Annotated in this window: 24 protein-coding genes; 5 read left to right on the top strand and 19 right to left on the bottom strand. The window is 63.3% G+C overall.

What is annotated here, in order from left to right:
* Nucleotides 1-27: 27 nt before the first annotated feature.
* Together AC097N_RS19205 and AC097N_RS19200 are read right to left on the bottom strand one after the other, a co-directional pair.
* A complete protein-coding gene (locus tag AC097N_RS19205; protein ID WP_479583676.1) occupies nucleotides 28-822 on the bottom strand; it encodes a CE1 family esterase in 795 nt (264 codons plus the stop codon).
* A 79-nt stretch (nucleotides 823-901) separates the two neighbouring features.
* Nucleotides 902-1,819 (bottom strand): LysR family transcriptional regulator, encoded by a 918-nt coding sequence (locus tag AC097N_RS19200; RefSeq protein WP_479583675.1) that lies wholly within the window; start codon nucleotides 1,817-1,819, stop codon nucleotides 902-904.
* 115 nt (nucleotides 1,820-1,934) lie between these two features.
* Here AC097N_RS19200 and AC097N_RS19195 point away from each other — a divergent pair, with 115 nt between their 5' ends.
* On the top strand, nucleotides 1,935-2,699 hold the full coding sequence (locus AC097N_RS19195) for an SDR family NAD(P)-dependent oxidoreductase (RefSeq protein WP_479583674.1): 765 nt from the start codon (nucleotides 1,935-1,937) through the stop codon (nucleotides 2,697-2,699).
* Here the strand turns inward: AC097N_RS19195 and AC097N_RS19190 are convergent.
* Entirely contained in the window at nucleotides 2,696-3,631 is a 936-nt protein-coding gene (locus tag AC097N_RS19190) for a DMT family transporter (RefSeq protein ID WP_479583673.1), read from the bottom strand. The genes AC097N_RS19195 and AC097N_RS19190 overlap by 4 nt on opposite strands.
* A gap of 103 nt (nucleotides 3,632-3,734) precedes the next feature.
* On the opposite strand from AC097N_RS19190, the gene AC097N_RS19185 reads away from it, so the two are divergent.
* From AC097N_RS19185 to AC097N_RS19175, 3 genes are all read left to right on the top strand, one after another.
* Entirely contained in the window at nucleotides 3,735-4,544 is an 810-nt protein-coding gene (locus AC097N_RS19185) for an AraC family ligand binding domain-containing protein (RefSeq protein WP_479583672.1), read from the top strand.
* A 2-nt stretch (nucleotides 4,545-4,546) separates the two neighbouring features.
* Entirely contained in the window at nucleotides 4,547-5,080 is a 534-nt protein-coding gene (locus AC097N_RS19180; RefSeq protein WP_479583671.1) for a DUF2867 domain-containing protein, read from the top strand.
* Nucleotides 5,081-5,160: 80 nt separating this feature from the next.
* Nucleotides 5,161-6,447 carry an amidohydrolase family protein gene (locus tag AC097N_RS19175; RefSeq protein ID WP_479583670.1) on the top strand — a complete coding sequence of 429 codons (1,287 nt, stop codon included), beginning with the start codon at nucleotides 5,161-5,163 and terminating at the stop codon, nucleotides 6,445-6,447.
* Between the two features lie 3 nt (nucleotides 6,448-6,450).
* Here the strand turns inward: AC097N_RS19175 and AC097N_RS19170 are convergent, their stop codons facing one another.
* The 9 genes from AC097N_RS19170 to AC097N_RS19130 form a co-directional block, all read right to left on the bottom strand.
* Complete coding sequence (locus tag AC097N_RS19170; protein WP_479583669.1) at nucleotides 6,451-7,452, bottom strand: transketolase family protein; 1,002 nt, start codon at nucleotides 7,450-7,452, stop codon at nucleotides 6,451-6,453.
* Nucleotides 7,449-8,288 (bottom strand): transketolase, encoded by an 840-nt coding sequence (locus AC097N_RS19165; RefSeq protein ID WP_479583668.1) that lies wholly within the window; start codon nucleotides 8,286-8,288, stop codon nucleotides 7,449-7,451. The genes AC097N_RS19170 and AC097N_RS19165 overlap by 4 nt, the downstream gene beginning before the upstream one ends.
* Entirely contained in the window at nucleotides 8,285-8,734 is a 450-nt protein-coding gene (gene rpiB / locus AC097N_RS19160; protein ID WP_479583667.1) for a ribose 5-phosphate isomerase B, read from the bottom strand. The genes AC097N_RS19165 and rpiB overlap by 4 nt, the downstream gene beginning before the upstream one ends.
* 21 nt (nucleotides 8,735-8,755) lie before the next feature.
* Nucleotides 8,756-10,525, bottom strand: a complete 1,770-nt coding sequence (gene dhaL / locus AC097N_RS19155) for a dihydroxyacetone kinase subunit DhaL (protein ID WP_479583666.1) — start codon at nucleotides 10,523-10,525, stop codon at nucleotides 8,756-8,758.
* 16 nt (nucleotides 10,526-10,541) lie between these two features.
* The gene (locus AC097N_RS19150) at nucleotides 10,542-11,417 is read right to left on the bottom strand and encodes a sugar phosphate isomerase/epimerase family protein (RefSeq protein WP_479583665.1); all 876 of its coding nucleotides are present in this window, start codon (nucleotides 11,415-11,417) and stop codon (nucleotides 10,542-10,544) included.
* A gap of 10 nt (nucleotides 11,418-11,427) precedes the next feature.
* Nucleotides 11,428-12,687, bottom strand: coding sequence for a TRAP transporter large permease (locus tag AC097N_RS19145; protein WP_479583664.1), 1,260 nt, complete (start codon nucleotides 12,685-12,687; stop codon nucleotides 11,428-11,430).
* A complete protein-coding gene (locus tag AC097N_RS19140) occupies nucleotides 12,684-13,268 on the bottom strand; it encodes a TRAP transporter small permease (protein WP_479583663.1) in 585 nt (194 codons plus the stop codon). Before AC097N_RS19140 ends, AC097N_RS19145 begins: the two co-directional genes overlap by 4 nt.
* Nucleotides 13,269-13,281: 13 nt before the next feature.
* Nucleotides 13,282-14,268 carry a TRAP transporter substrate-binding protein gene (locus tag AC097N_RS19135; protein WP_479583662.1) on the bottom strand — a complete coding sequence of 329 codons (987 nt, stop codon included), beginning with the start codon at nucleotides 14,266-14,268 and terminating at the stop codon, nucleotides 13,282-13,284.
* Nucleotides 14,269-14,362: 94 nt separating this feature from the next.
* The gene (locus AC097N_RS19130; protein WP_479583661.1) at nucleotides 14,363-15,112 is read right to left on the bottom strand and encodes an SDR family NAD(P)-dependent oxidoreductase; all 750 of its coding nucleotides are present in this window, start codon (nucleotides 15,110-15,112) and stop codon (nucleotides 14,363-14,365) included.
* Between the two features lie 121 nt (nucleotides 15,113-15,233).
* Between AC097N_RS19130 and AC097N_RS19125 the strand changes: the two genes are divergently transcribed.
* Nucleotides 15,234-16,148, top strand: a complete 915-nt coding sequence (locus tag AC097N_RS19125; protein WP_479583660.1) for a LysR substrate-binding domain-containing protein — start codon at nucleotides 15,234-15,236, stop codon at nucleotides 16,146-16,148.
* Nucleotides 16,149-16,156: 8 nt separating this feature from the next.
* Here the strand turns inward: AC097N_RS19125 and AC097N_RS19120 are convergent, their stop codons facing one another.
* The 7 genes from AC097N_RS19120 to dmpG all read right to left on the bottom strand — a co-directional run bounded on the left by AC097N_RS19120 (nucleotide 16,157) and on the right by dmpG (nucleotide 21,348).
* Nucleotides 16,157-16,525: a thioredoxin family protein gene (locus AC097N_RS19120; RefSeq protein ID WP_479583659.1), complete on the bottom strand. Its 369-nt coding sequence runs from the start codon at nucleotides 16,523-16,525 to the stop codon at nucleotides 16,157-16,159.
* A gap of 70 nt (nucleotides 16,526-16,595) precedes the next feature.
* A complete protein-coding gene (locus AC097N_RS19115; RefSeq protein ID WP_479583658.1) occupies nucleotides 16,596-16,892 on the bottom strand; it encodes a hypothetical protein in 297 nt (98 codons plus the stop codon).
* 2 nt (nucleotides 16,893-16,894) lie between these two features.
* Nucleotides 16,895-18,790: a ferrous iron transporter B gene (gene feoB / locus AC097N_RS19110; RefSeq protein ID WP_479583657.1), complete on the bottom strand. Its 1,896-nt coding sequence runs from the start codon at nucleotides 18,788-18,790 to the stop codon at nucleotides 16,895-16,897.
* 7 nt (nucleotides 18,791-18,797) lie between these two features.
* A complete protein-coding gene (locus AC097N_RS19105) occupies nucleotides 18,798-19,055 on the bottom strand; it encodes a FeoA family protein (protein ID WP_479583656.1) in 258 nt (85 codons plus the stop codon).
* Between the two features lie 252 nt (nucleotides 19,056-19,307).
* Nucleotides 19,308-19,499 (bottom strand): 2-hydroxymuconate tautomerase, encoded by a 192-nt coding sequence (locus AC097N_RS19100; protein ID WP_114968210.1) that lies wholly within the window; start codon nucleotides 19,497-19,499, stop codon nucleotides 19,308-19,310.
* Between the two features lie 20 nt (nucleotides 19,500-19,519).
* Complete coding sequence (gene dmpH, locus AC097N_RS19095; RefSeq protein WP_479583655.1) at nucleotides 19,520-20,308, bottom strand: 2-oxo-3-hexenedioate decarboxylase; 789 nt, start codon at nucleotides 20,306-20,308, stop codon at nucleotides 19,520-19,522.
* Nucleotides 20,305-21,348 carry a 4-hydroxy-2-oxovalerate aldolase gene (gene dmpG / locus AC097N_RS19090; RefSeq protein ID WP_479583654.1) on the bottom strand — a complete coding sequence of 348 codons (1,044 nt, stop codon included), beginning with the start codon at nucleotides 21,346-21,348 and terminating at the stop codon, nucleotides 20,305-20,307. Before dmpG ends, dmpH begins: the two co-directional genes overlap by 4 nt.
* Between the last annotated feature and the right edge of the window lie 7 nt (nucleotides 21,349-21,355).

The following is a 21,355-nucleotide window of genomic DNA, read 5'->3' as shown; positions in this document are numbered from 1 at the left end:
AACCATCGATGGGACGTCGTGATCCCGCTAAATCAGGCCAAAGAACCTGGCGATCTTTTGCGCTAACGTTCTGGACTCTGATTTGACGATTTGAGCGCCAATAGCCTCCACCGAATGATCCGCCCCCTTGATGATTTGGAGGTCATACGTGGCCCCGGCGTTCTGCCAGACGTTGGCCGTGGCCGCCTCGGATTCAAAGTTAGCGCGCGAAATTCCTTTGGTGCCTTGTCCGCCGCCAATCGGCACATTTTGATCGTTCTCACCATGAATGGCAATCAGTCGTTTTCCCCCTGCGTGGGGACAGCGAGGATTGTCAATGTCCAGTGGACCAGAGATCGGCACGGCCGCCGCATACAACGAAGACTCGCACATGACCCGTTGCGTCATCATCGCGCCGTTGGAGTGGCCAACGCCATAAATGCGGTGGGGGTCGACCCCATACTTGGCGGAAATTGCTTTGACAGCGGCTTCAATGTAAGCAACGTCGTTGACCTTTTTCTGTACCGGCTGGCCGCAGCATTTGCCGGCATTCCACCCCAATTTGTCATCGCCAAAGAGGCGTGTCACGGGCGTTCCATTCAAATAGGCCACCACAAAACCGCCGTCTTCGGCAACCCGATTCATGTTCATCGCGCTTTCAGATTGTCCGGAGGAAATGCGTTGCGCATTGCCAAGACCGCCGTGCAATACGACAACCAGCGCCCTGGATCCAGTGGCAGGAAGCGTGGACGGCACGAACACCTCCGCGTTGCGTCCCGCATAGGGTTCAGTGACCCGTTGCGATGCATGAGCCTCGACACTGGCCCATGCGACAGCCAGCATGACAAGCTTCAATGCAAATTGACGACGCAGCGATGGTTTTTTTGGAGGGATAGCCCGTGTGTTCTTCATGGTGCGATGTTCAAGGGTAGCGAGTGGCGTTAATGTAGTCCCGCATCACCACCGTGAGCCAGTCCATCACCACCCGCACACGGGTCGACAGGTTGCGGCGGTTGGCGTACACCAGTGACAGGGGCATGGGCCGGGCCTGAAACTGGGGCAGCACCTCGACCAACTGCCCGCGCGCCAACAAGTCCCGCAGCCCCACCACAGGCGCCTGAATCAGGCCGAGGCCCGCCACACACGCCGCCTGATAAGCCACGGCGTTGTTGACCGTGACCTGGCCCGTCATGACCACAGCGTGGTCCTTGTCATCGCGCACATATTCAAACCCGTCCGACTTGCCGCCCAGGATGGCCACGTAATGCACCAGCCGGTGTCTGGGCAGATCGTCGAGAGACAGGGGCACGCCGTGCGCCGCCATGTAGTGCGGGCTGACACAGTTCACCACGCGCAGTTCGCCAATCGGCTTGACGATCAAACCCGGCTCAAGCACCTTGCCGGCGCGCACCACGCAATCAAAGCCTTCGCGGATCAGGTCGACCCGGCGCTCGGTGCTGCTGACCTCTACCTCCAGTTGCAGGTGGCTTGCCAGCAACTCGGCCAACCGGGGCAAGACGGCGTCACGGGCGATCACGGTCGACATGTCGATGCGCACGCGCCCCGTCAAGGCATTGGCGGCCTGCGTCTGGAACATGGTTTGCAGGTCGTCCATGTCGGCGAGCGCGTCTTTGCTGCGCTCATAAAAAGCCTGCCCGTCCTGCGTCAAGCTCACTTTGCGGGTGGTGCGGTGCAACAGGCGCACACCCAGCGAGTTCTCCAGCTGCTGCACGGCGGTGGACACGCTGGCCTTGGGCAGGCCCAGGTGGTCGGCCGCCTGAGTGAAGCTGGCAAGCTCGGCCACCCGGGTGAAGATTCGCATGTGGTCAAGAAGGCTCATTGTTCAATATTAACGAACAAAGTAGTCAGGCCACCTGTCTTTATTTGTAAATATGCATTCAATAAACTGAGCTTCGTTCACCCCACCCCGCAAGCACATCACAAAGGCCATTCACATGCCAACCTCTTCATCCATCGCCCTGGTCACTGGCGGCAGCCGCGGTCTCGGCCGAAACACCGCCCTGCATCTTGCCGCCAAGGGCCATGACGTCATCCTCACCTACAAGTCACAACAGGCCGAAGCACAGTCGGCCGTGGCCGAGATTGAAGCCACCGGCAGACAAGCCGTGGCCATCGCGCTGGACGTGTCGGACAGCAGCAGCTTTGCCCGATTTGCGTCGCAAGTCGGCCATGAACTCCAGAGCCGCTGGGGCCGGGACACGTTCAACGTGCTGGTCAACAACGCGGGCTTCGGCACCCATGCCTCTTTGATGGACACGACGGAGGCGCAGTTCGATGACCTGGTGAACGTGCACGTCAAAGGCCCGTTCTTCCTCACGCAAAAGCTGTTGCCCCTGATGGCCGACGGCGGGCGTATCGTCAACCTCTCATCGGGCCTGACCCGCTTCGCGCTGCCCGGCTACGCGGCCTACGCGGCGATGAAGGGCGCTGTGGAAGTGCTGTCGCGTTACATGGCCAAGGAACTGGGGCCACGCGGCATCGCGGTGAACACCGTCGCCCCCGGCGCCATCGCCACCGACTTTAACGGCGGCGCGGTGCGTGACAACCCACAACTCAACGGCTTTGTCGCCTCACAAACCGCCCTGGGCCGGGTGGGCGAGGCCGACGACATCGGCGCCATGATTGCGTCGCTGGTGTCGGCGGACAACCGCTGGGTGAATGCACAGCGCATTGAAGTGTCGGGGGGGATGTTCGTTTAACCCCGCCGCCACCCCAACCCACCCAAAGCCTGCGTCACCCATGCGCCCCCGCTCACCAGCACAATCCCCGCCAGCACCGGCACGGCACCGAGCAAGAAGCTCAGCTCGATCGGCTCGTTCAGCAACCACACACCAAACAGGATGCCAAACAGCGGCGTGAGGAAAGAGAACACGCCCAGGCGGGACGCCAGGTACTGGCGCAACAACCAGAACCACACCAAAAAGCTGGCAAACGACACCACCAGTGAGTGAAACGCCAGGCTGGCCCAGACCTGGGGCGTGGGGTTGAAGTGGGCCTGACCGGTGGCCAGCGCCACCCCCAGCAACAGCACAAAGGCGCCGACCAACTGGTAGAGCAGCGTTTGTGTGGCGGGCGCTTTGGAGAGCGTGGAGCAGCGCACCACCACGGTGGTGGCACCCCAGGTCATGCCGGCCAGCAGGCCCAAAAAGTCACCCCACAGCAGGTTGCCGGGCACGGCCACTGCGGGCGGGTTGCGGCCAAAAAAGGCCAGCGCCAAGCCACCAAAGGCCAGCGCGATGCCCAGCCATTGCACGGTGCCCAGGCGCTCGGCGGGCAGCTTCCAGTGCAGGCCGAGCGCGGCAAAAATGGGCGCGGTGTACAGAAACACCACCATGTGTGAGGCGCTGGTGTGGCGCAGGCCCTCGCCCACCAGCAAAAATTCCAGCCCGAACAACAAGCCCACCACCACGCCGGGGCGCCACGTGCCGTCGGCCAGCGACATGCGCTCGCCGCGCACGGCCATCAGCAAGCCCACCAGCACCGCCGCCGCGCCGGAGCGAAGGCCGATTTGCAGGATGGGCGCAATGTCGGCCGCCGTGGCTTTGAGCACCACCTGCTGCAGGCCCCAGATGACGCACAGCACCAGCATGAGGCCAATGGCCTGGGAGTCGAGTGCTTTGCGGGTGTCCATGCGGGGTTCCTTGGGTATGTTCAGCGTGAGGGGGAATTATTGAATTGACGGCTTTCATTGATATAGTGAAAATCAGACAAGCCATACGCCATAGCCGACAACCATGCCCATCCTGAGCCCCAAACTGGACATTGCGCTGTCCAGCCCGCATTTGCCTGCGCCCATCATGTTTCGCAGCGCCGTGACGCCGGCCGAGGGCATCTACCCGCAGCACCAGCATGCGTGGGGCGAGTTTGTGTATTCCTTTCGCGGCGTGATGGAGGTGAAGGTAGCCGACCACCACTACCTGGCGCCACCGCAGTACGGCGTGTGGCTGCCGCCCGACGTCGCGCATGTGGGGCTGAACCGTTACGAGGCACACCATTGCTCGCTCTACATCGCGCCGCCACAGTGCGCCGCCCTGCCCCGCACACCTTGCGCGCTGACCGTGAGCCCGCTGGTGCGCGCCCTGCTGGAACACCTGCAGCAACAACCCGCAGGCGTGCCCGACACCGAACCCGAGGCGCGTCTGCTGCAGGTGCTGGTCGACCAGCTGGCACGGGCACCCTGTGCGGGCAGTTACCTGCCCACCTCGGAAGACCCGGCACTGGCCGCCGTGCTGCGCATGCTGCAAGCCCAGCCCGGCGACAACCGCTCGGTGCCCGAACTGGCGCACGCCGCCCACACCACCGAACGCACCCTGATGCGCCGCTGCCAGCGCGACCTGGGCATGTCCCTGGCCGAGTGGCGCCAGCGCCTGCGGGTGGTCAAGGCCATGCCACTGCTCGAAGCCGGCCAAACCGTGGAGACCATTGCGCTGGACCTCGGTTACGGCAGCGCCTCGGCGTTTATTGCCATGTTCAAACGGCTGGCCGGGGCCACGCCGGATGAGTTTCGCAAGGGTGCGGCAAGACCTGATTTAATTCACCCATGACCATGTCAAACCTTCAAAGCATCACCGCTGTCCCCCTCCCCGCCGAGTCGGCCGTCACGCGCCTATACGCCAGCACCAACCTGGCGGATGCCTTCGCCGTGGCGCTTCCACCGGGGTCAAACACCAACCCGGAGCAGTTGGCCAACTTCATCCTGCTGAACCAGGCGCCGTGGGTGCAGCAACTCATGAAACTGCGGGACCTGCTGGTCGCCGGGTTCGGCCTCAAGACCTCCGCCCAGTTGGCACGCGTCGATCCGGCGGGCAAGATCAGGCGTATCGGCATTTTCCGGATCTACAGCACGTCCCGGCACGAGATCGTGCTGGGCGAAGATGACCGTCACCTCGATTTCAGGCTGTCGGTGTTCTGCACGGCGCCCGGTGCAAACGGGGCCCCCCATCGGCTGACGCTGTCCACCGTGGTCCACTGCCACAACCGCCTGGGCCGCCTGTATATCTTGCTGATCGCGCCCTTCCACCGCGCCGTGGTGCGCTCCAGCCTGCGCCGGGCGGCGCAGGCCGGCTGGCCCAAAGTTTAAGAAGAATCAGGCTGTAGCCGCCGTCCAACGTGCGCATATAGCTATTATTTTCATAGCAAAAACCCAACCCCACCCACACCATGCTTGACCTCCTCATCCAGAACGCCTCCCTGCCCGACGGACGCACCGGCATGTCGATTGCCGTGCGTGATGGGACGATTGTTGAAGTCAGTGCCGGGCTGAACGCCCCCGCACGTGAGCTTGTTGACGCACAGGGCTGTCTGGTCAGTCCGCCGTTTGTGGACGCCCACTTTCACATGGACGCCACGCTCAGCTACGGCCTGCCGCGCGTCAACCAGAGCGGCACGCTGTTGGAAGGCATTGCGCTGTGGGGTGAACTCAAACCGCTGCTCACGCAGGAAGCGCTGATCGACCGCGCCATGGCCTACTGCGACTGGGCGGTGGCCAAGGGCCTGCTGGCGATCCGCACCCATGTGGACGTGTACGACCCGCGCCTGCTGGCGGTAGAAGCCCTGCTGGAGGTGAAGCGCCGGGTGGCGCCCTACCTGCACCTGGAGCTGGTGGCCTTTCCGCAAGACGGCGTGCTGCGCGGGCCGCTGGGACCGGACCAACACATGAACAACCTCAAGCGCGCGCTGGCCATGGGCGTGGACGTGGTCGGTGGCATTCCGCATTTCGAACGCACTTTTGCCGATGGCACCTTGAGCGTCAAGCTGCTGTGTGAACTGGCCGCCGAGCAGGGTAAACGTGTGGACATGCACTGCGACGAATCCGACGACCCGCACTCACGCCATGTGGAAACGCTGGCGTTCGAAACCCAGCGCCTGGGCCTGCACGGCCGCGTGACCGGCTCGCACCTCACCTCCATGCACAGCATGGACAACTACTACGTGAGCAAGCTGCTGCCGCTGATGGCCGAGGCGCAACTGCACGTGGTGGCCAACCCGCTCATCAACATCACCCTGCAAGGCCGGCACGACACGTATCCCAAGCGCCGCGGCATGACGCGCGTGCCCGAATTGCTGGCCGCCGGCATCAACGTGGCTTTTGGCCACGACTGTGTGATGGACCCCTGGTACTCGCTGGGCAGCGGCGACATGTTGGAGGTCGCCCACATGGGCCTGCACGTGGCGCAGATGACCAGCCAGGCTGCCATGCGCCAGTGCTTTGACGCGGTCACCGCCAACCCGGCGCGGGTTCTGGGCCTGGAGGGCTACGGACTGGAGGCCGGCTGTTTTGCTGACTTGGTGCTGCTGCAAGCGCGTGACCCGGTAGAAGCCCTGCGCCTGCGCGCCACGCGCCTCAAGGTCTTCCGCCGAGGCAAGCTATTGGCCGAGACACCTGCGGCCACCAGCCAGTTGCGTTTGCCGGGGCGGCCGGGAGAGACGTCGTGGCTGCAGGGGTGACGGCTATTTCAGCCAAGACTTGACCGAGGCCACCACCGCCTCGGTAGAGATGCCGTAGCGGTCATGCAGGGTGGGCAGCGCACCGGCGTCCAGAAAGGCATCGGGCAGGGCAATCTGGCGGAACGCCGGGTGCACACCGGCGCGCATCAGCACACCGGCCACGGCTTCACCCAGACCGCCGATGGTGCTGTGGTTTTCCGCCACCACCACCAGTCGGCCCGACTTGGCAGCCTCGCGGGCAATGGTCTCGGCGTCCAGTGGCTTGAGCGTGGGCACGTGCAGCACGGCGACGTCCACACGGTCGCGTTGCAGGGCCTGGGCGGCTTCCAAAGCGCGCATGGTCATGAGGCCGGTAGAGATGAACAGCACGTCGCGTCCATCCCGAATGATCTTGGCCTTGCCCAGCTCGAACTGGTAGCCGTATTCGTCCAGCACCAGCGGCACCTGGCCGCGCAGCAGGCGCATGTACACCGGGCCCGGGTGGGCGGCGATGATGGGCGTGGCTTGCTCGATCTCGTGCGCGTCGCAGGGGTCGATCACCGTCATGCCGGGCATGGCGCGCATCATGGCCAGGTCTTCGGCGGCCTGGTGGCTCGGGCCGTAGCCGGTGGTCAGCCCCGGCAGGGCGCAGACGATTTTGACGTTCAGGTTTTCTTCGGCAATCACCTGGTGCATGAAGTCATAGGCCCGGCGCGTGGCGAACACGGCGTAGGTGGTGGCAAAGGGCACAAAGCCTTCCTTGGCCATGCCGCCCGCGGCGCCCATGAGCAATTGCTCGGCCATGCCCATCTGGAAGAAGCGCTCGGGGTAGGCTTGCGCAAACAGGTGCAGGTCGGTGTACTTGGCCAGATCAGCCGTCATGCCCACGATGTCGGGGCGCTGGGCGGCCAGTTCCACCAGGGCTTTGCCAAAAGGCGCGGCACGGGTGCGCTGGCCCTCGGAGGCGATCGAGGCGATCATGGCCGAGGTGGTCAGGCGGGGTTTGGGGGTGGTCACGATGTTCATGCGGTGGCTCCGGCGTGTTGGGCATCCAGAATCGCCAGGGCTTGTTGCCATTCAGGCGGATCGACCCGGATAAAGTGGTTTTTCTCGCGTTGCTCCAGAAAGGGCACGCCCTTGCCCATCAGGGTGTCGAGCAGGATGACGCGCGGCTGCGCCTGGTCGTGCTGGCGGGCGGCATCAAAGGCAGCCAGCACGGCGGGCAGGTCGTTGCCGTTCACGCGCTGCACATGCCAGCCAAAGGCGGTCCATTTGTCGGCAATCGGCTCGAATTTGAGAATCTGGCTGGAAGGACCGTCGGCCTGCTGGTTGTTGATGTCCACCATGCAGATCAGGTTGCCCAGACCGTGGTGGGCAGCGGACATGGCGGCTTCCCAGGTGGAGCCCTCGTCCAGCTCGCCATCCGACATGGAGTTGTAGACAAAGGCCGGGTTGCCCTTGAGCCGCAAGCCCAGCGCCATGCCCACGCCGATGATCAGGCCCTGGCCGAGTGAGCCGCCAGAGATTTCCATGCCTGGCGTGTACGTGGCCATGCCCGACATGGGCAGGCGGCTGTCGTCACTGCCATAGGTTTCCAGCTCTTCCAGGGGCAGAATGCCGGCCTCAATCAGCGCAGCGTAATGGGCAATGGCGTAGTGGCCGTGCGAGAGCAAAAAGCGGTCGCGCCCTTCCCACTCGGGGTCTTCGGGGCGGAAGTTCATGGCGTGCCCGTACGCCACCGCCAGCGCGTCGGCCAAGCCCAGGGCCTGGCCGATGTAGCCCTGCCCCTGCACCTCGCCCATGCGCAGGGCGTAGCGGCGAATGCGGTAAGCACAGTCTTGCAGTGATGCGATGCTGCTCATCGTGAATGCCCCGCCTCGTAAGCCTCGATCAGGTCGACCTTGGGTTGTGAACGGCCGCCGTCAAAGTCGCTGCGCAGCCACGCGTCCACGATGGACTTGGCCAGCTCCGGCCCCACGACGCGGGCGCCGATGGTGATGATTTGCGCGTCGTTGCTCTTGCTGGCACGCTCGGCCGAATAGGTGTCATGGCACTGCGCGGCGCGCACGCCCTTGACCTTGTTGGCCGAGATGGCCATGCCGATGCCGGTGCCGCACAGCAGCAGGGCACGGGCATAGGTGCCGTTGGCCACCTGCTCGGCCACGGCAAAGGCCACGTCCGGGTACAAGACCGGCTGGGCGTCATGGGTGCCGAAATCAGTCACGTCATGGCCAGCGTCAGTCATGTGTTTTTTCAGCATTTGCTTGAGGTCGTAGGCGGCCTCGTCACAGCCAATGGCAAGTTTCATGATGGTCTTTCGGGTGAGGAGTCAAACAGGAAGGGAGGCATCCAGCTGGCGCTGCAGCGAGCGCGCCATGGACTGCAAAATCAGGCAGCAGGAGGTGGCGCCGGCATCGAGCACGCCGATGGAGCGCGGCCCCAAGCGAGCTGAACGGCCAATGCGGGCTTGGAGATTTTTGGTGGAATCGCGGCCCTGCTCGGCAGCGACCGACAGGGCTTGCAAGGCCTCTGAAAAACCGCGGCCGGCCAACTGCGCTTCGCGGTAAGCAGCCAGCGCGGGCACCAGGGTGTCCATCAGCGTCTTGTCACCCACTTGCGCATTGCCCATGCCCTGCACCTTCGCCACGGCCGTGGCCAGCGCGTCGCCAAACAAGGGGCCGTCGAGTTGCTGGTGGGGTACCAAAGTGTCGACAAAGCCCAGGAAGAACTCGCCATACAAAGGCCCCATGGAGCCACCGATGTCGTCCATCAGCGCCTGCGAGAGCTGCGCCAGCGCGGCGGGCAGTTGCTGTGCGGTGGCGCCCAGGGCGTCCAGCCGGGTGCCGCAGCCGGTGAAGCCCTTGGCCATGTTGATGCCGTGGTCGCCGTCGCCAATCAGGCCGTCAATCTCGCTGAGGTACTGGCGGTTGGCCACGATGGTGGCGATGAGCTCACGCACCAGCGCACCACTGGTGGCCAGTGACACGGCAGGCCCAGTCACCGCACGGGCGACGTGGGCCACGCTCGCGACGGTTTCCCCACGGGAGACCGCGAGGCCCTGCAGGTAACCGCTGTAGGTGCGGCGTGTGTCCAGGTGGCCAGCGACCGTGAGGCCCACCGAGCGGCACGGGTGTTGCAGGCAGGCTTCCAGCTCGTCGTCGAGCTTCATCACCGTGAGGGTGACGCCCATCATTTCCAGCGAGGAAAACAAATTTCCCACCTGCTTGAAGGCAATGGTGATGCCACGCGCCTGCAAACGCTGCGCCAGCTCACCATACAGAATGTATTGCTCCATCAGCGGCGTGGCACCCAGGCCGGACACCAACACGGCCACACGGTCGCCCGAGACAAAGGGCAGGTCGGGCAACACCACCTTGAGCATCATGTCCGCCATCTCGGCAGCGCTCGTGGTGGGGCGCACGTCAATGCCCGGTTCACCGTGGTGACCGATGCCTACTTCCATCGTGCCATGCGCTATTGAGAAGTTGGCCTTGCCCACCGCCGGAATCACGCAGGCCGACAGGCCGATGCCGATGCTGCGGGTGTTGGAGATAGCCTTTTGCGCAGCGGCAATGACCTCGTCCAGCGAGCCGCCCTGGGCCGCTTTGGCCGCGCCGACCTTCCACATGAAGACCTCGCCCGCCACGCCGCGACGTTTTGACTCGTCACCCTTGGGGGCCGAGGCCACGTCGTCGTTGGCCACCACCGTCTTGACCGTGATGCCTTCGCGCTCGGCCATCTGCATGGCCATCTTCACGTTCATGTTATCGCCGGCGTAGTTGCCGTACAGGCAGGCCACGCCCGCGCCGCCGTTGGCCGCGCGCATGGCATCATGAAAACTCTTGGCGGTGGGGGAAGAAAAAATCTCACCCACGGCCACGGCGTCTACCAGACCATCGCCCACGTAGCCGATAAAGGCCGGCTCATGGCCGGAGCCGCCGCCGGTCACCACACCCACCTTGCCCGGCTCGGGGGCCTGCACACGCTGCACCACGCGCGGGTTGGCGGGTGCGGCGCACACGGTGTCGGCATGGGCTTGCAACCAGCCCTTGAGCATGTCCTCGACCACGAGGTCGGGGTTGTTGATCACGCGATTCATGAATAAAACTCCTTCCTCAGGCGTGGGCCGTTGCGGGCGCACCCAGGTGTTGGTTGACAAAGGCCAGTGCCGGGCGCAGCACGGCTTCAATGTCGCCCAAGGGCACGCGGTAAGGCGCGCGGCTGGGCTGGGCATCGGACAAGCGATGCAGGCGCATCGGGATTTCGATAGACAGGTTCAAGTCGGTCTGGGCCACGGCCCGCAGGATGCGTGCGCAATCAATCTGCCCCTGCCCCAGCGGGGTGAAGAAGTAACCGTTGTCGTCCTTGCGCACATCCTTGATGTGGGTGTGCAGGCAGTGCGGCATGGCGCTCAGTGCGTCATCCGCAGGTACCACGCCGGGGCGGTGCGAAATGGTGTTGCCCGCGTCGTAGTTCAGGCCCACCAGGGAGTGGCCAATATCGGCCAGCAGGCCGGGACCGTCGCTGGCGGTGTTGAGCAGGTTGTCCGAGCCATCACCCGGGTTTTCCAGACCAATCTTCAGGCCAATGCTTTCGGCGTGACGGGCCAGTATGTCGATGTTGGCAAAGAAGCGCTTTTTGAGCTTGCGCGCTGCCGCGTTGGTGTTGATGACTTCGGCGCCGAGCGCCCGCGCAAAGTCCATGCGGCCGCGAAAGACCTCCACAGCGTCATCGCGCCCCAGGTCGATGTGCGACGAAAACGCGTGGCAGGCCATGCCGCTGTCAGCCAGCCAGCGCTGCCATTGCTGCGCCTGCGCGGGGGTGAAGGACGACTCGTCAAACGCCTCGGTGTAGCCCACGATGAATGCGGGCTCGACGTGCGTGGCGCCACACGCTGCCATGCTGGCCAGCATGGCAGGCACGGGGTGGCCGTCATAGGGCGCACCGGAAATGGAAACAATGCGTCCGCTGTTGGGAATTGTGGGATTCATATGGACGGCTTCAGTGGAGGGTCAGCCAAGGCAGATAAGCGAACCCCAGCAACAAGCCAATGGCCACCATATAAAACGGGATCAACTCCTTCACCACATCGCCGATGCGCACCTTGGCGATGGTGCTGGTGATGAACAACGTGGTGCCTATCGGCGGGTGGTACAGCCCGATCGAGAGGTTGACGATCATCATGATGCCCAACTGGATCGTGTCCATACCCACAGCGGCAGCCAAAGGCACAAACATGGGCGTTAGCAACAACACGGCGGCAGGCAGGTCAATGAACATGCCGGTCGCCAGCATGATCAGGTTCATGGCCAGGATGATGAGCCAGGGCGACTGCAGCGTCTCCTTGGCGTAGCGCGTGAACTCAGCCGGCAACTGTTCATAAGTGACGATCCAGCCCACGATACTTGACGCCATGATGATGAGCAAGACCACGCCCGTGGAAATGCCCGCCTCAATGGCCGCAGCCCTGAGCTTGGCCACAGTGAGGTCACGGTAAACCAGGCTCGCCACGACAAGCGCGTAGAGCGTGGACATCACGCTCACCTCGGTCGGTGTGGCAATGCCAAAGCGCAGGAAGATGATGATGAGTACCGGCATGGCCAGCGCCGGGCCGGTCTGGAGGAGCTGGCGCCAAAACGCAGGCCACTCGAAGGGTGTGGTATCCCGCGGGAAATTGCGCCGACGCCCCTGGATATAGCAAACAGCCATGAAGCCAGCACACATCAACAAGCCCGGCAGGATGCCCGCGACAAACAGCGCGCCGATCGACGCACCCGAAACCAGCGCATAAACGATCATGGGGATCGAAGGCGGGATCAGGATGTCGATGGTGGCCGACGCGGCCAGCGTACCGGCGGCGAAGGGTGCGGGGTAACCCAGCTTCTTGAGCCAGGGGATCAACATCGAACCAATGGCTGAGGCGTCCGCCACCGCCGAGCCCGAGACACCCCCAAAGATGGTCGATGACAACACACCCACTTGTGCCGGACCGCCATGAACGCGGCCAATCATCATGGACAGCAGCGTGACCAAGCTCTGGCCCAGCTTGCCGCTGACCATCAAGGCACCGGTCATCATGAAGAACGGTATTGCTATGAGCGGAAAGCTCTGCGTCTGCGACAACATCTGTTCGATCGCCAGATGCACGGGCACCCGATCAAGAATGAGCAAGCCACCCACCGAGGCAAGCACAAGGGCGTGCGCGATGGGAATGGACAGCAGCGCCCCGACGACGAAAAGAAGAATGATTAAGCCAGTCATGCCTGCACTCCAGCGGTGTTGGGTTCGGGGGTTTCGTCGAACAAGAGGTCAGGCTGGCTGACCCAAACCTGGGGCAATCTGCAAAGGGTCACGATCGCCAGCAGGGAGAAACCCAGCATCAGGCAGGACACGCTCACTGAGCCAGGCACTTGCAGAATGGGCGTGCGTTCGTCGGCTGCGATCTCCACCAGGGGCCATGCCACGACAGCGAGCGAGGCGTACAAGCCCGCCACCACCAGCGAGCCGGTCAACAGAACCCAACGACGCCATGCGCCCAGGCGCTGGGTGAAGATGACGATGGCAATGTGGGACCCATGCTGGGCTGCCAGCACCACACCGGCCATGATGAGCCACGGGAACATCAGCTCCGGGAGCTCGGACGCCGAGGACAGGCTACTGCCTGCAACGTAGCGCAGAACCACGTTGGCGGTCAGGATAAAAAACATGGTGCCGAGCGTGATGTAGAGCACACCACGACACGCCATGCCGATCAAATGGTCAACCACACGGGCCATTCGGACGACGGCCAAGCCGTCCGGACTCTGTGTGGCCTGGGGGCCGGAAGGCTGGGAAAAGCTCATGACGGGTTCAGCCTCAGCGCGTGGCCTGTACGACACGCTTCACGAATTCGCCGGTGGGGCCTGCGCTCCACTTCTCATAGACAGAACGGGTAGCCTGCACAAAGGGTGCAGTGTCCACGGTGTCAATCTGCACGCCCTTGGCCTTGATCTCTGCCACCAGTTTTTCGTCCGCTTCCTTGGACAACTTGCGCTGCATTTGTGTGGCCTCTGCCGCCGCCGCCATGAAAATACTCTGGTCAGCCGCGCTCAGCTTCTCCCATGAGCGCTTGCCCATGAGGAAGGGGGTCGCCTCGTACTTGTGAGCCGTCAGTGAGATGTACTTCTGGACCTCGTACAGCTTGGCCGATGCAATGTTGGTCAGCGGATTCTCCTGACCATCCACCACACCTTGTTGCAAAGCCACGTAAAGCTCGGAGAACTTGATTTGCTGGGGGTCCGCGCCCAGAGCCTGCATGATGTCCACCGTAATGGCGTCTGGCGGGGTGCGAATCTTCAGACCCTTGACGTCTGCAGGCGACTTGATCGGGCGCTTGCTGTTGGAGATATGGCGAATGCCGTTGTCCCAATAGCCCAGCACGACCATGCCCTTGGCTTCCGAACGCTTGGCCAGGTCCTGACCGATGGGGCCATCCAGCAATTGCCAGGCCTTGGTGATGTCAGAAAACAGGAAGGGCAGGCCCAAGGCGCTGTACTCGGGCACCACGGTGGAGACCGCGCCCTGGCTGTTGGCCGACATGTCCAGTGTTCCCGAGCGCAGCGCTGTCACCATGGCCGCATCGTCGCCGAGCTGCGAGGAGTGGGCCACCTGGATCTCGATACGTCCGCCGGTCTTTGTCTTCACAAGTTCAGCAAACTTCACCGAGGCTTCGTGCCTCGGATTGCCGGGGGCAGCGCCATGAGCCAGGATCAGCTTGATGGGTGTTTGGGCAAAGGTGACGGAACCGGCGCAGGCCAGCGCAGCGACCAAGGCAGCGCGGCGAAGAAAGTTGAATCGTGTCATTTTTGTCTCCTGGTGTTGTCTGGCAGCGATACCGCGCTGCCATCGGTTTTTTAGCTTTAAACGGGAACAAGGTGGCAATACCACCCTGAAAATCTCAATGAATCAGCATGCCGCCATTGACGTCCAGCGTGATGCCGGTGCAGTAGCCAGAGAGGTCGCTGGCCAGAAACACCACACAGCCCGCCACGTCATCCGGCGCGCCAATGTAGCCCAGGGGAATACCGTCCAGGATGGCCTGGCGCTTGTCGTCGGGGATCAGGCCCTTGTTGATGTCGGTGGCAATCAGGCCGGGGGTGACGCAGTTCACCCGGATGCCGGCGCCGCCGTATTCACGGGCCATGGCGCGTGCCAGACCCAGCACACCCGCTTTGGCCGCCGAGTAATGGGGGCCGCCCAGAATGCCGCCGCCGCGTTGTGCCGACACCGACGAGATGCACACGATGGAGCCGCGCTTTTGCGCCAGCATGGTGGGAATGACCGACTGGGAGGCCACCAGCGTGCCGCGCAGGCTGACGTCCAGCACCGCGTCATAGTCTTTGGGCGAAATGTCCAGGGTCTTGCGCGGCTGGGTGATGCCGGCGTTGTTGACCAGCACATCAATCCGGCCTTTGGCCGCGATGACCTGCGTCACGGCAGCGTCGCATGACGCCTTGTCGGTCACATCGGCCACCAGGCCCATGTGCTGCGGGCCGAGGCGGGCAGCGGCAGCGGCCGGGTCGGCTTGCGCGAGGTCAAGAATGACGATGGTGGCGCCTTGCGCGGCCATCATGCGGGCCGTGGCAAAACCCAGGCCATTGGGGCCGGCGCCACCGGTGATCACGGCTACTCTGTCTTTCAGCAACATTGACTGTCTCCTTGTTAAGTTGGGGCGATTCTGGGCAAGAAGCCGACTTGGCACAAACGATAAAATCTCAAGTTCAAGTGAAAATCTGTCATGTTGCAGTGCAATAAATACTCTTATCGTCATGTTGCCTCCCCTTCCCTCGCTGCTGGCTTTTGAAGCCATTGCCCGGCGTCGCAGCTTCGCGCTGGCGGCAGCCGAACTGCACCTCACGCCGTCGGCCGTCAGCCATCAGGTGGCGCGGCTGGAAGATTTTTTGGGGGTCAAACTGTTTGATCGCTCGTCGCGCGGGGTCAAGCTCAGCCCCGCCGGAGAAGCTTATTTGCAGCGGGTGGCGGGCGCTTTGGGCGCCATCGGGGCCGCCACCGACGATGTGCGTCAAGGCGTGCGCAACACCCTGTATGTGCATGCGAGCCCGAGTTTTGCCAGCCTGTGGCTGATGCCGCGCATTGGGCAGTTCGCGCAGGCGCACCCGGGGGTGTCGTTGTTTCTGTCCGCCTCGCATGTGCACTCCGACTTTGAGCTGGGTCAGGTGGACCTTGACATCCGCTACGGCGTGCCCAACTGGCCGCAACTGGTGGTGCAGCCGGTGTTTCGGGAGTCGATCATGCCGCTGGCCAGCCCCGCCTTCATTGAGCGGCACCAGATCCGCACCCCGGCTGATTTGCTGCAGGTGCCGCTGATTCAGTCCACAGTGGGGGTGGTGCAGTGGGCCGACTGGTTTGCACTGCATCCGCCGCTGAAAAAGCCAGACCGCTTTGCCTTGCGTTTCGACCGGGCCATGATGGCGCTGGACGCAGCAGCGCAAGGCCTGGGGGTGGCACTGGAGAGCACGACCATTGGCGACGGCCATCTGCAAAGCCGGCGGCTGCAACCGGTGTTTGACACGGCCTGGTCTATTTCAGTGCAGGGGCATTTTGTGGTTTACCCCGAGCGCCACGGACAACGGTCCGAGGTGAAGCAGTTTCTGGAGTGGCTCAGCACACAGACCGATGCACAGTCCGGAATGGCGTTGCCGAGGCAGTCGGTGGCGCAGTAGCCAACGTTTCAAACCGCTTTGGCTACCCGAATTCTGCTGACCAATTCAGCCGCTGCCGGGTCCGCCAAAGCCGGTGCCGCACCATCCTGCACATGCGAGCGGATCAGCCGATCCAGCGTTTCAATCTGCGGCGTCAGCGGGCCAAAGAAACGGGGCTCGTTGCCCACGGCCAGCAGCAGGGTCGGAAAGTCTTCCACGTCCAGCGGGTGCAGCAGGTCGGCCTCGTCTTCCACATCAATCCACAAGAACCGTGTCTCGGGAAAACGGCTCTGGACCTGCTCAAAGCGGCTGCGGTAGTCGCGGCACACGCCGCACCATTCAGCGCACAGGCACACGACGAGAACAGAGGGTTGTGGGGCTGAAATGGCTGGGTTCATGGCTCTAGGATATCAGCTATCTTTTTAATAGCTACCTCCGAAGGCAGGACGCGGGCTAGCGGCCTGTTTCTTATAAAGTCTTGCGTGGATGAAAAACCAGCGGTTGCGCCGCAGACAGGCCGGGGTTGGTTGCCTGCGCATTCGTCGCCGTCTTCTTCAGTGGGGCCGAATCACAGCTACCGCAACCACCACAGCCGCCGCTGGCGCCCGTGGCGACCTGCAGCGGGGCGCGCCATGCAAATGGAAAGGGCAGACGCAGCAAGCTTTTGGCCAGCGGGCGTTTGACCGCACCAGGCATCAGGTGCCACGCGGCATAAACAAAGCAGCCACTCACCAAACCGGCCACGATCAGGGTTTGAACGGCCATGCTCACGCGCCCAGCCACAAGGTGACCCGGTAGGTGACAAACGCGCTGGCGTAGGCCAGCGCAAACAGGTAGGCCGCCATGAACAGCGGGTAGCGCCAGGAGTTGGTCTCGCGGCGCACCACCGCCAGGGTGGAGAGGCACTGCGGCGCAAACACAAACCACGCCAGCAGCGAGTAAGCCGTGGCCAGCGACCAGCCCTGGGCAATCACGGGCGAGAGCGCGTCGGCCATCGAGTCCGTCGCGGCGGACAGCGAATACACCGTGCCCAACGCGCCCACCGCCACCTCACGCGCGGCCATGCCGGGCACCAGGGCGATGGAGATTTGCCAGTTGAAACCAATCGGCGCAAACACCACCTGCAGCGCGTGGCCCAAGATGCCCGCCGCGCTGTACTGGATGGCGGGACCTTGGGACATATCCCACCCCGCAGGCGGGCCGGGGTAGGTGGAGAGGAACCACAAAATAACCATCAGCGCGAAGATAATGCCGCCCACGCGGCGCAGGAAAATGCGGGCGCGCTCCCACAGGCCCAGGCCAAGGTTACGCAGGCTGGGCACGCGGTAGGGCGGCAGTTCCAGCATCAGGGGCTGGTAACCGCTTTTCATCCACACGCGCTTGAAGATCCAGGCCACGCCCATGGCCGACACCACGCCCGCCACATACAGGCCAAACAGTGTGAGGCCGCGCAAGCTGAACCAGCCCACGTCGCGCTCGGGCACAAAGGCACCAATCAGCAGGGCGTAGACCGGCAGCCGCGCCGAGCAGGTCATGAGCGGCGCCACCATGATGGTGGCCAGCCGGTCTTTCCAGTTGGCAATGGTGCGCGTGGCCATGATGCCGGGAATGGCGCAGGCAAAGCTGGAGAGCAACGGAATAAAGGCGCGACCCGACAGGCCCACTTTGCCCATCAGGTTGTCCAGCAGGAACGCGGCGCGCGGCAGGTAGCCCGAGTCTTCGAGCAGCAGGATGAAGAAAAACAGAATCAGAATCTGCGGCAAAAACACCAGCACACCGCCCACACCGGCGATGACGCCGTCCACCAGCAGGCTGCGCAGCGGGCCTTCGGCCATGTGCTCAATCGTCCAGTCGCCGGTGGCCGCCATCGCGCCCTTGATGGCATCCATGGGCAGGTTGGCCCATGAAAACACCGCCTGAAAAATCAGGAACAACACAGCCGCCAGCACCACCAGGCCCCACACCGGGTGCATGACCACGGCGTCCAGCCGGTGCTGAAAACGCCCCAGCGTGGGCGCCTGGGGTGCGACCAGGGCCAGGATGCGGCGCACCTCGCGCTGCAAATCTGCTGAATTGGCGGGCTTGGGGTCAAACAAGGGCGCCACGGACGTTGGCAGGGCGCTGGCGAATTGCTTTTCCAGTTGCGCCAACAGCTTGGCGTGACCATCGTGCTTGACGGCCACGGTCTCCACCACCGGGCAACCCAGCTCCACGGCCAGGCGGGCCAGGTCGATGTTCAGCCCTTGCGTGCGGGCGACGTCGGCCATGTTCACGGCCACCATCATGGGTTTGCCCAGGCGCTTGAGTTCCAGCACCAGGCGCAGGTTCATGCGCAGGTTGGTGGCATCCACCACCGCCACAATGACATCGGGCGCGTCTTCACCGGCACGGCGGCCTTCAATCACTTCAAGCATCACCTGCTCATCCGGCGTGGCGGGGGTCAGGCTGTAGGAACCGGGCAAATCGACGACCGAGAGCGTCTGGCCGTTGCGCAGGCGGGCCTGGCCCACCTTGCGCTCCACCGTCACGCCCGCGTAGTTGGCCACCTTCTGGCGCGCCCCGGTGAGCAGGTTGAACAGCGCGGTCTTGCCGCAGTTGGGGTTGCCGACCAGTGCTATTTTTTTGATAGCTGCTTGCGCAGGCAGGACGTGGGCTTGAGTCATAAAACCTTCAAACGGGGGCCGATTCGGCGGACTGCACCTCGATGCACTCGGCTTCCAGCAGGCGCAGGGCCAACAAGGTGTCGCCCACCTGCACCGCCAGCGGCTCACGCCCGCCGGGGCCGCGGCGCAGCATCTGCACCGGCTCGCCCGCAATAAAGCCCAACTCCCCCAGGCGCCGCAGCGTGGCCTCACCGACCTCGGCAGACCCCGGTTTGACACACACGACAGAGGCGTGGGAACCGTTTGGGAGTTGTGACAACAGCATGCAGGAGGTCTCTGGAAAATGGGACAAACGCATTTGGACGGCCCAAATGCAAATGAGAGTCTATCGCATTTAGAACCCGGATACCAGCTTCCACCGGCGTCTGGCCAAAGACCAAGACCTGCAACACACCCATCTCATTGCCGCTGGCGATTTCGGAAAATCCAGAAGCACCGGCGCCTCCGCCAGGCGCTTCACTTTTAATAGCTACTCCCGCAATTACCACGGGGGCTACAGACCGATTTTTCTTAAAAATCAACGCCCCAAGTCTTTCGCGCTGACGCCCGCAATGCCCCAATTCTCCTTCGGCACGTCCTGAATCCAAACGCGCACGTTGGCAATCGGGGTGCCGGTGGCTTCGACCAGGGCGGCGCTGACTTTCTCAATCACGGCGCGCTTCTGTTCTTCCGTGCGGCCTTCAATCATGTAAATCTGTGCAAATGGCATGTGAGTTCTCCTGATAAATTTCAAACAAAGCGGATGCTGGTACTGCCCATGCCCTGCACGCGCAGGGTGACGTTGTCGCCGGCTTTGACCGACACGGCTTCGGTGATGCCGCCCGACAGAATCAGGCTGCCCGCCGGAATGCATTCGCCGCGTTCGGCCAGGTGGTTGGCCAGCATGGCGATGGCGGCAGCGGGGTGGCCGAGTACGGCAGCCCCGGCGCCAAAGGCGACGGCCTGGCCGTTTTTCTCCAACACGATGCCCACCGTGCGCAGGTCCACGCCCGACACGGCCATGGGCTGGCCGCCAACCACAAAGCGCGCCGCCGAGGTGTTGTCGGCCACCACGCTTTTCAGGTCGAACTTGAAGTCGCGGTAACGGCTGTCGATCACCTCGATGCCAGGCATCACAAAGTCAGTCGCGGCCAGCACCGCGCCGATGTGGCAGCCGGGACCGCGCAGCTCGGTTTTGGTGACGAAAGCGATTTCCGGTTCGACCTTGGGGTGGATCAACTCACTCACCTGGCACTCGCCGCCATCGGGCACGGCGTAGTCATCGGTCATGAAGCCGAACACGGGCGTGGTCACGCCCATTTGCTTCATCTTGGCGTGCGAGGTCAGCCCGGCTTTGAGGCCAATCACGCGCGCGCCGCGGGCCACTTTGCGCAAACGGATTTCATCCTGGATGGCGTAGGCGTCGTCCCAGTCCATGTCGGGATAGTCGTCGGTGATTTTGGTGGTGTCTTGCTGCTGCAGCTGGCAGTTTTCCAGGCGCTCGGCCAGGGCGGCAATGGTTGCGGTGTCGAGTTTCATGCGGCTACCTTGGTTAAATTCTTGCGTTCACGGGCCATGGTCATGGCGGTGTCTTCGATCATGTCCTCCTGCCCGCCGACCATGCCACGGCGGCCCAGCTCGACCAGGATGTCGCGTGCGGGCACGCCGTACTTCACACTGGCGCGTTTGGCAAACAGCAGGAAGCTGGAGTACACCCCGGCGTAGCCCAGCGTGAGCGAGTCGCGGTCGATGCGAATGATGTGGTCCATGATGGGCACCACCAGGTCTTCGGCCACGTCCTGAATCTTGAACACATCGACACCGGTCTCGATCCCCATGCGGGCGCAAACGGCGATGAACACCTCCATCGGCGTGTTGCCGGCGCCGGCACCTAGCCCGGCAGCGGCGGCGTCGATGCGGTTGGCCCCGGCCTCAATCGCGGCAATCGAATTAGCCACGCCCATGGCCATGTTGTGGTGGCCGTGAAAGCCCAGCTCGGTCTCGGGTTGGAGCGCGGCGCGCACGGCACTCAAACGCACTTTGACGTCGTCGGGCAGCATGTAACCGGCCGAGTCGGTGACGTAGATGCAGTTGGCGCCATAACCCTGCATCAGCAGCGCCTGGCTCACCAGTTTTTCCGGGCTGGCCATGTGCGCCATCATCAAAAAGCCTACCGTGTCCAGACCCAGTTCGCGCGACTTGGTGATGTGCTGCTCCGACACATCGGCCTCGGTGCAGTGGGTCGCCACGCGGATGGTGCCCACGCCCAGGTCCTTGGCCATCAGCAGGTGCTCGACGGTGCCAATGCCGGGGATCAGCAGGGCAGACACTTTGGCCTGCTTCATCAACGGAATCACGGCACCCAGGTATTCCTCGTCGGTGTGGGCCGGAAAGCCGTAGTTGACGGAGGAGCCGCCAAGGCCGTCGCCGTGCGTGACTTCGATCAGCGGCACCCCGGCGGCGTCGAGTCCGCAGGCGATGCTTTTCATTTGGTCCAGCGTCATCAGGTGGCGCTTGGGGTGCATGCCGTCGCGCAACGTCATGTCGTGCACGGTGACTTTTTTACCTTGTAAGTTCATGGTGTTT

The organism is Rhodoferax sp. LS1R11, assembly GCF_056521395.1.
Note: the sequence above shows the minus strand (reverse complement) of the source record. Positions and strands in the feature narration are given on the sequence as shown.

Bases quoted from the DNA above. Each gene is read 5' to 3' on its own strand.
- AC097N_RS19205 (WP_479583676.1), bottom strand. From the start codon at position 822: ATGCTGGCTGTCGCATGGGCCAGTGTCGAGGCTCATGCATCGCAACGG.
- AC097N_RS19200 (WP_479583675.1), bottom strand. From the start codon at position 1,819: ATGAGCCTTCTTGACCACATGCGAATCTTCACCCGGGTGGCCGAGCTT.
- AC097N_RS19195 (WP_479583674.1), top strand. From the start codon at position 1,935: ATGCCAACCTCTTCATCCATCGCCCTGGTCACTGGCGGCAGCCGCGGT.
- AC097N_RS19190 (WP_479583673.1), bottom strand. From the start codon at position 3,631: ATGGACACCCGCAAAGCACTCGACTCCCAGGCCATTGGCCTCATGCTG.
- AC097N_RS19185 (WP_479583672.1), top strand. From the start codon at position 3,735: ATGCCCATCCTGAGCCCCAAACTGGACATTGCGCTGTCCAGCCCGCAT.
- AC097N_RS19180 (WP_479583671.1), top strand. From the start codon at position 4,547: ATGTCAAACCTTCAAAGCATCACCGCTGTCCCCCTCCCCGCCGAGTCG.
- AC097N_RS19175 (WP_479583670.1), top strand. From the start codon at position 5,161: ATGCTTGACCTCCTCATCCAGAACGCCTCCCTGCCCGACGGACGCACC.
- AC097N_RS19170 (WP_479583669.1), bottom strand. From the start codon at position 7,452: ATGAACATCGTGACCACCCCCAAACCCCGCCTGACCACCTCGGCCATG.
- AC097N_RS19165 (WP_479583668.1), bottom strand. From the start codon at position 8,288: ATGAGCAGCATCGCATCACTGCAAGACTGTGCTTACCGCATTCGCCGC.
- rpiB (WP_479583667.1), bottom strand. From the start codon at position 8,734: ATGAAACTTGCCATTGGCTGTGACGAGGCCGCCTACGACCTCAAGCAA.
- dhaL (WP_479583666.1), bottom strand. From the start codon at position 10,525: ATGAATCGCGTGATCAACAACCCCGACCTCGTGGTCGAGGACATGCTC.
- AC097N_RS19150 (WP_479583665.1), bottom strand. From the start codon at position 11,417: ATGAATCCCACAATTCCCAACAGCGGACGCATTGTTTCCATTTCCGGT.
- AC097N_RS19145 (WP_479583664.1), bottom strand. From the start codon at position 12,687: ATGACTGGCTTAATCATTCTTCTTTTCGTCGTCGGGGCGCTGCTGTCC.
- AC097N_RS19140 (WP_479583663.1), bottom strand. From the start codon at position 13,268: ATGAGCTTTTCCCAGCCTTCCGGCCCCCAGGCCACACAGAGTCCGGAC.
- AC097N_RS19135 (WP_479583662.1), bottom strand. From the start codon at position 14,268: ATGACACGATTCAACTTTCTTCGCCGCGCTGCCTTGGTCGCTGCGCTG.
- AC097N_RS19130 (WP_479583661.1), bottom strand. From the start codon at position 15,112: ATGTTGCTGAAAGACAGAGTAGCCGTGATCACCGGTGGCGCCGGCCCC.
- AC097N_RS19125 (WP_479583660.1), top strand. From the start codon at position 15,234: ATGTTGCCTCCCCTTCCCTCGCTGCTGGCTTTTGAAGCCATTGCCCGG.
- AC097N_RS19120 (WP_479583659.1), bottom strand. From the start codon at position 16,525: ATGAACCCAGCCATTTCAGCCCCACAACCCTCTGTTCTCGTCGTGTGC.
- AC097N_RS19115 (WP_479583658.1), bottom strand. From the start codon at position 16,892: ATGGCCGTTCAAACCCTGATCGTGGCCGGTTTGGTGAGTGGCTGCTTT.
- feoB (WP_479583657.1), bottom strand. From the start codon at position 18,790: ATGACTCAAGCCCACGTCCTGCCTGCGCAAGCAGCTATCAAAAAAATA.
- AC097N_RS19105 (WP_479583656.1), bottom strand. From the start codon at position 19,055: ATGCTGTTGTCACAACTCCCAAACGGTTCCCACGCCTCTGTCGTGTGT.
- AC097N_RS19100 (WP_114968210.1), bottom strand. From the start codon at position 19,499: ATGCCATTTGCACAGATTTACATGATTGAAGGCCGCACGGAAGAACAG.
- dmpH (WP_479583655.1), bottom strand. From the start codon at position 20,308: ATGAAACTCGACACCGCAACCATTGCCGCCCTGGCCGAGCGCCTGGAA.
- dmpG (WP_479583654.1), bottom strand. From the start codon at position 21,348: ATGAACTTACAAGGTAAAAAAGTCACCGTGCACGACATGACGTTGCGC.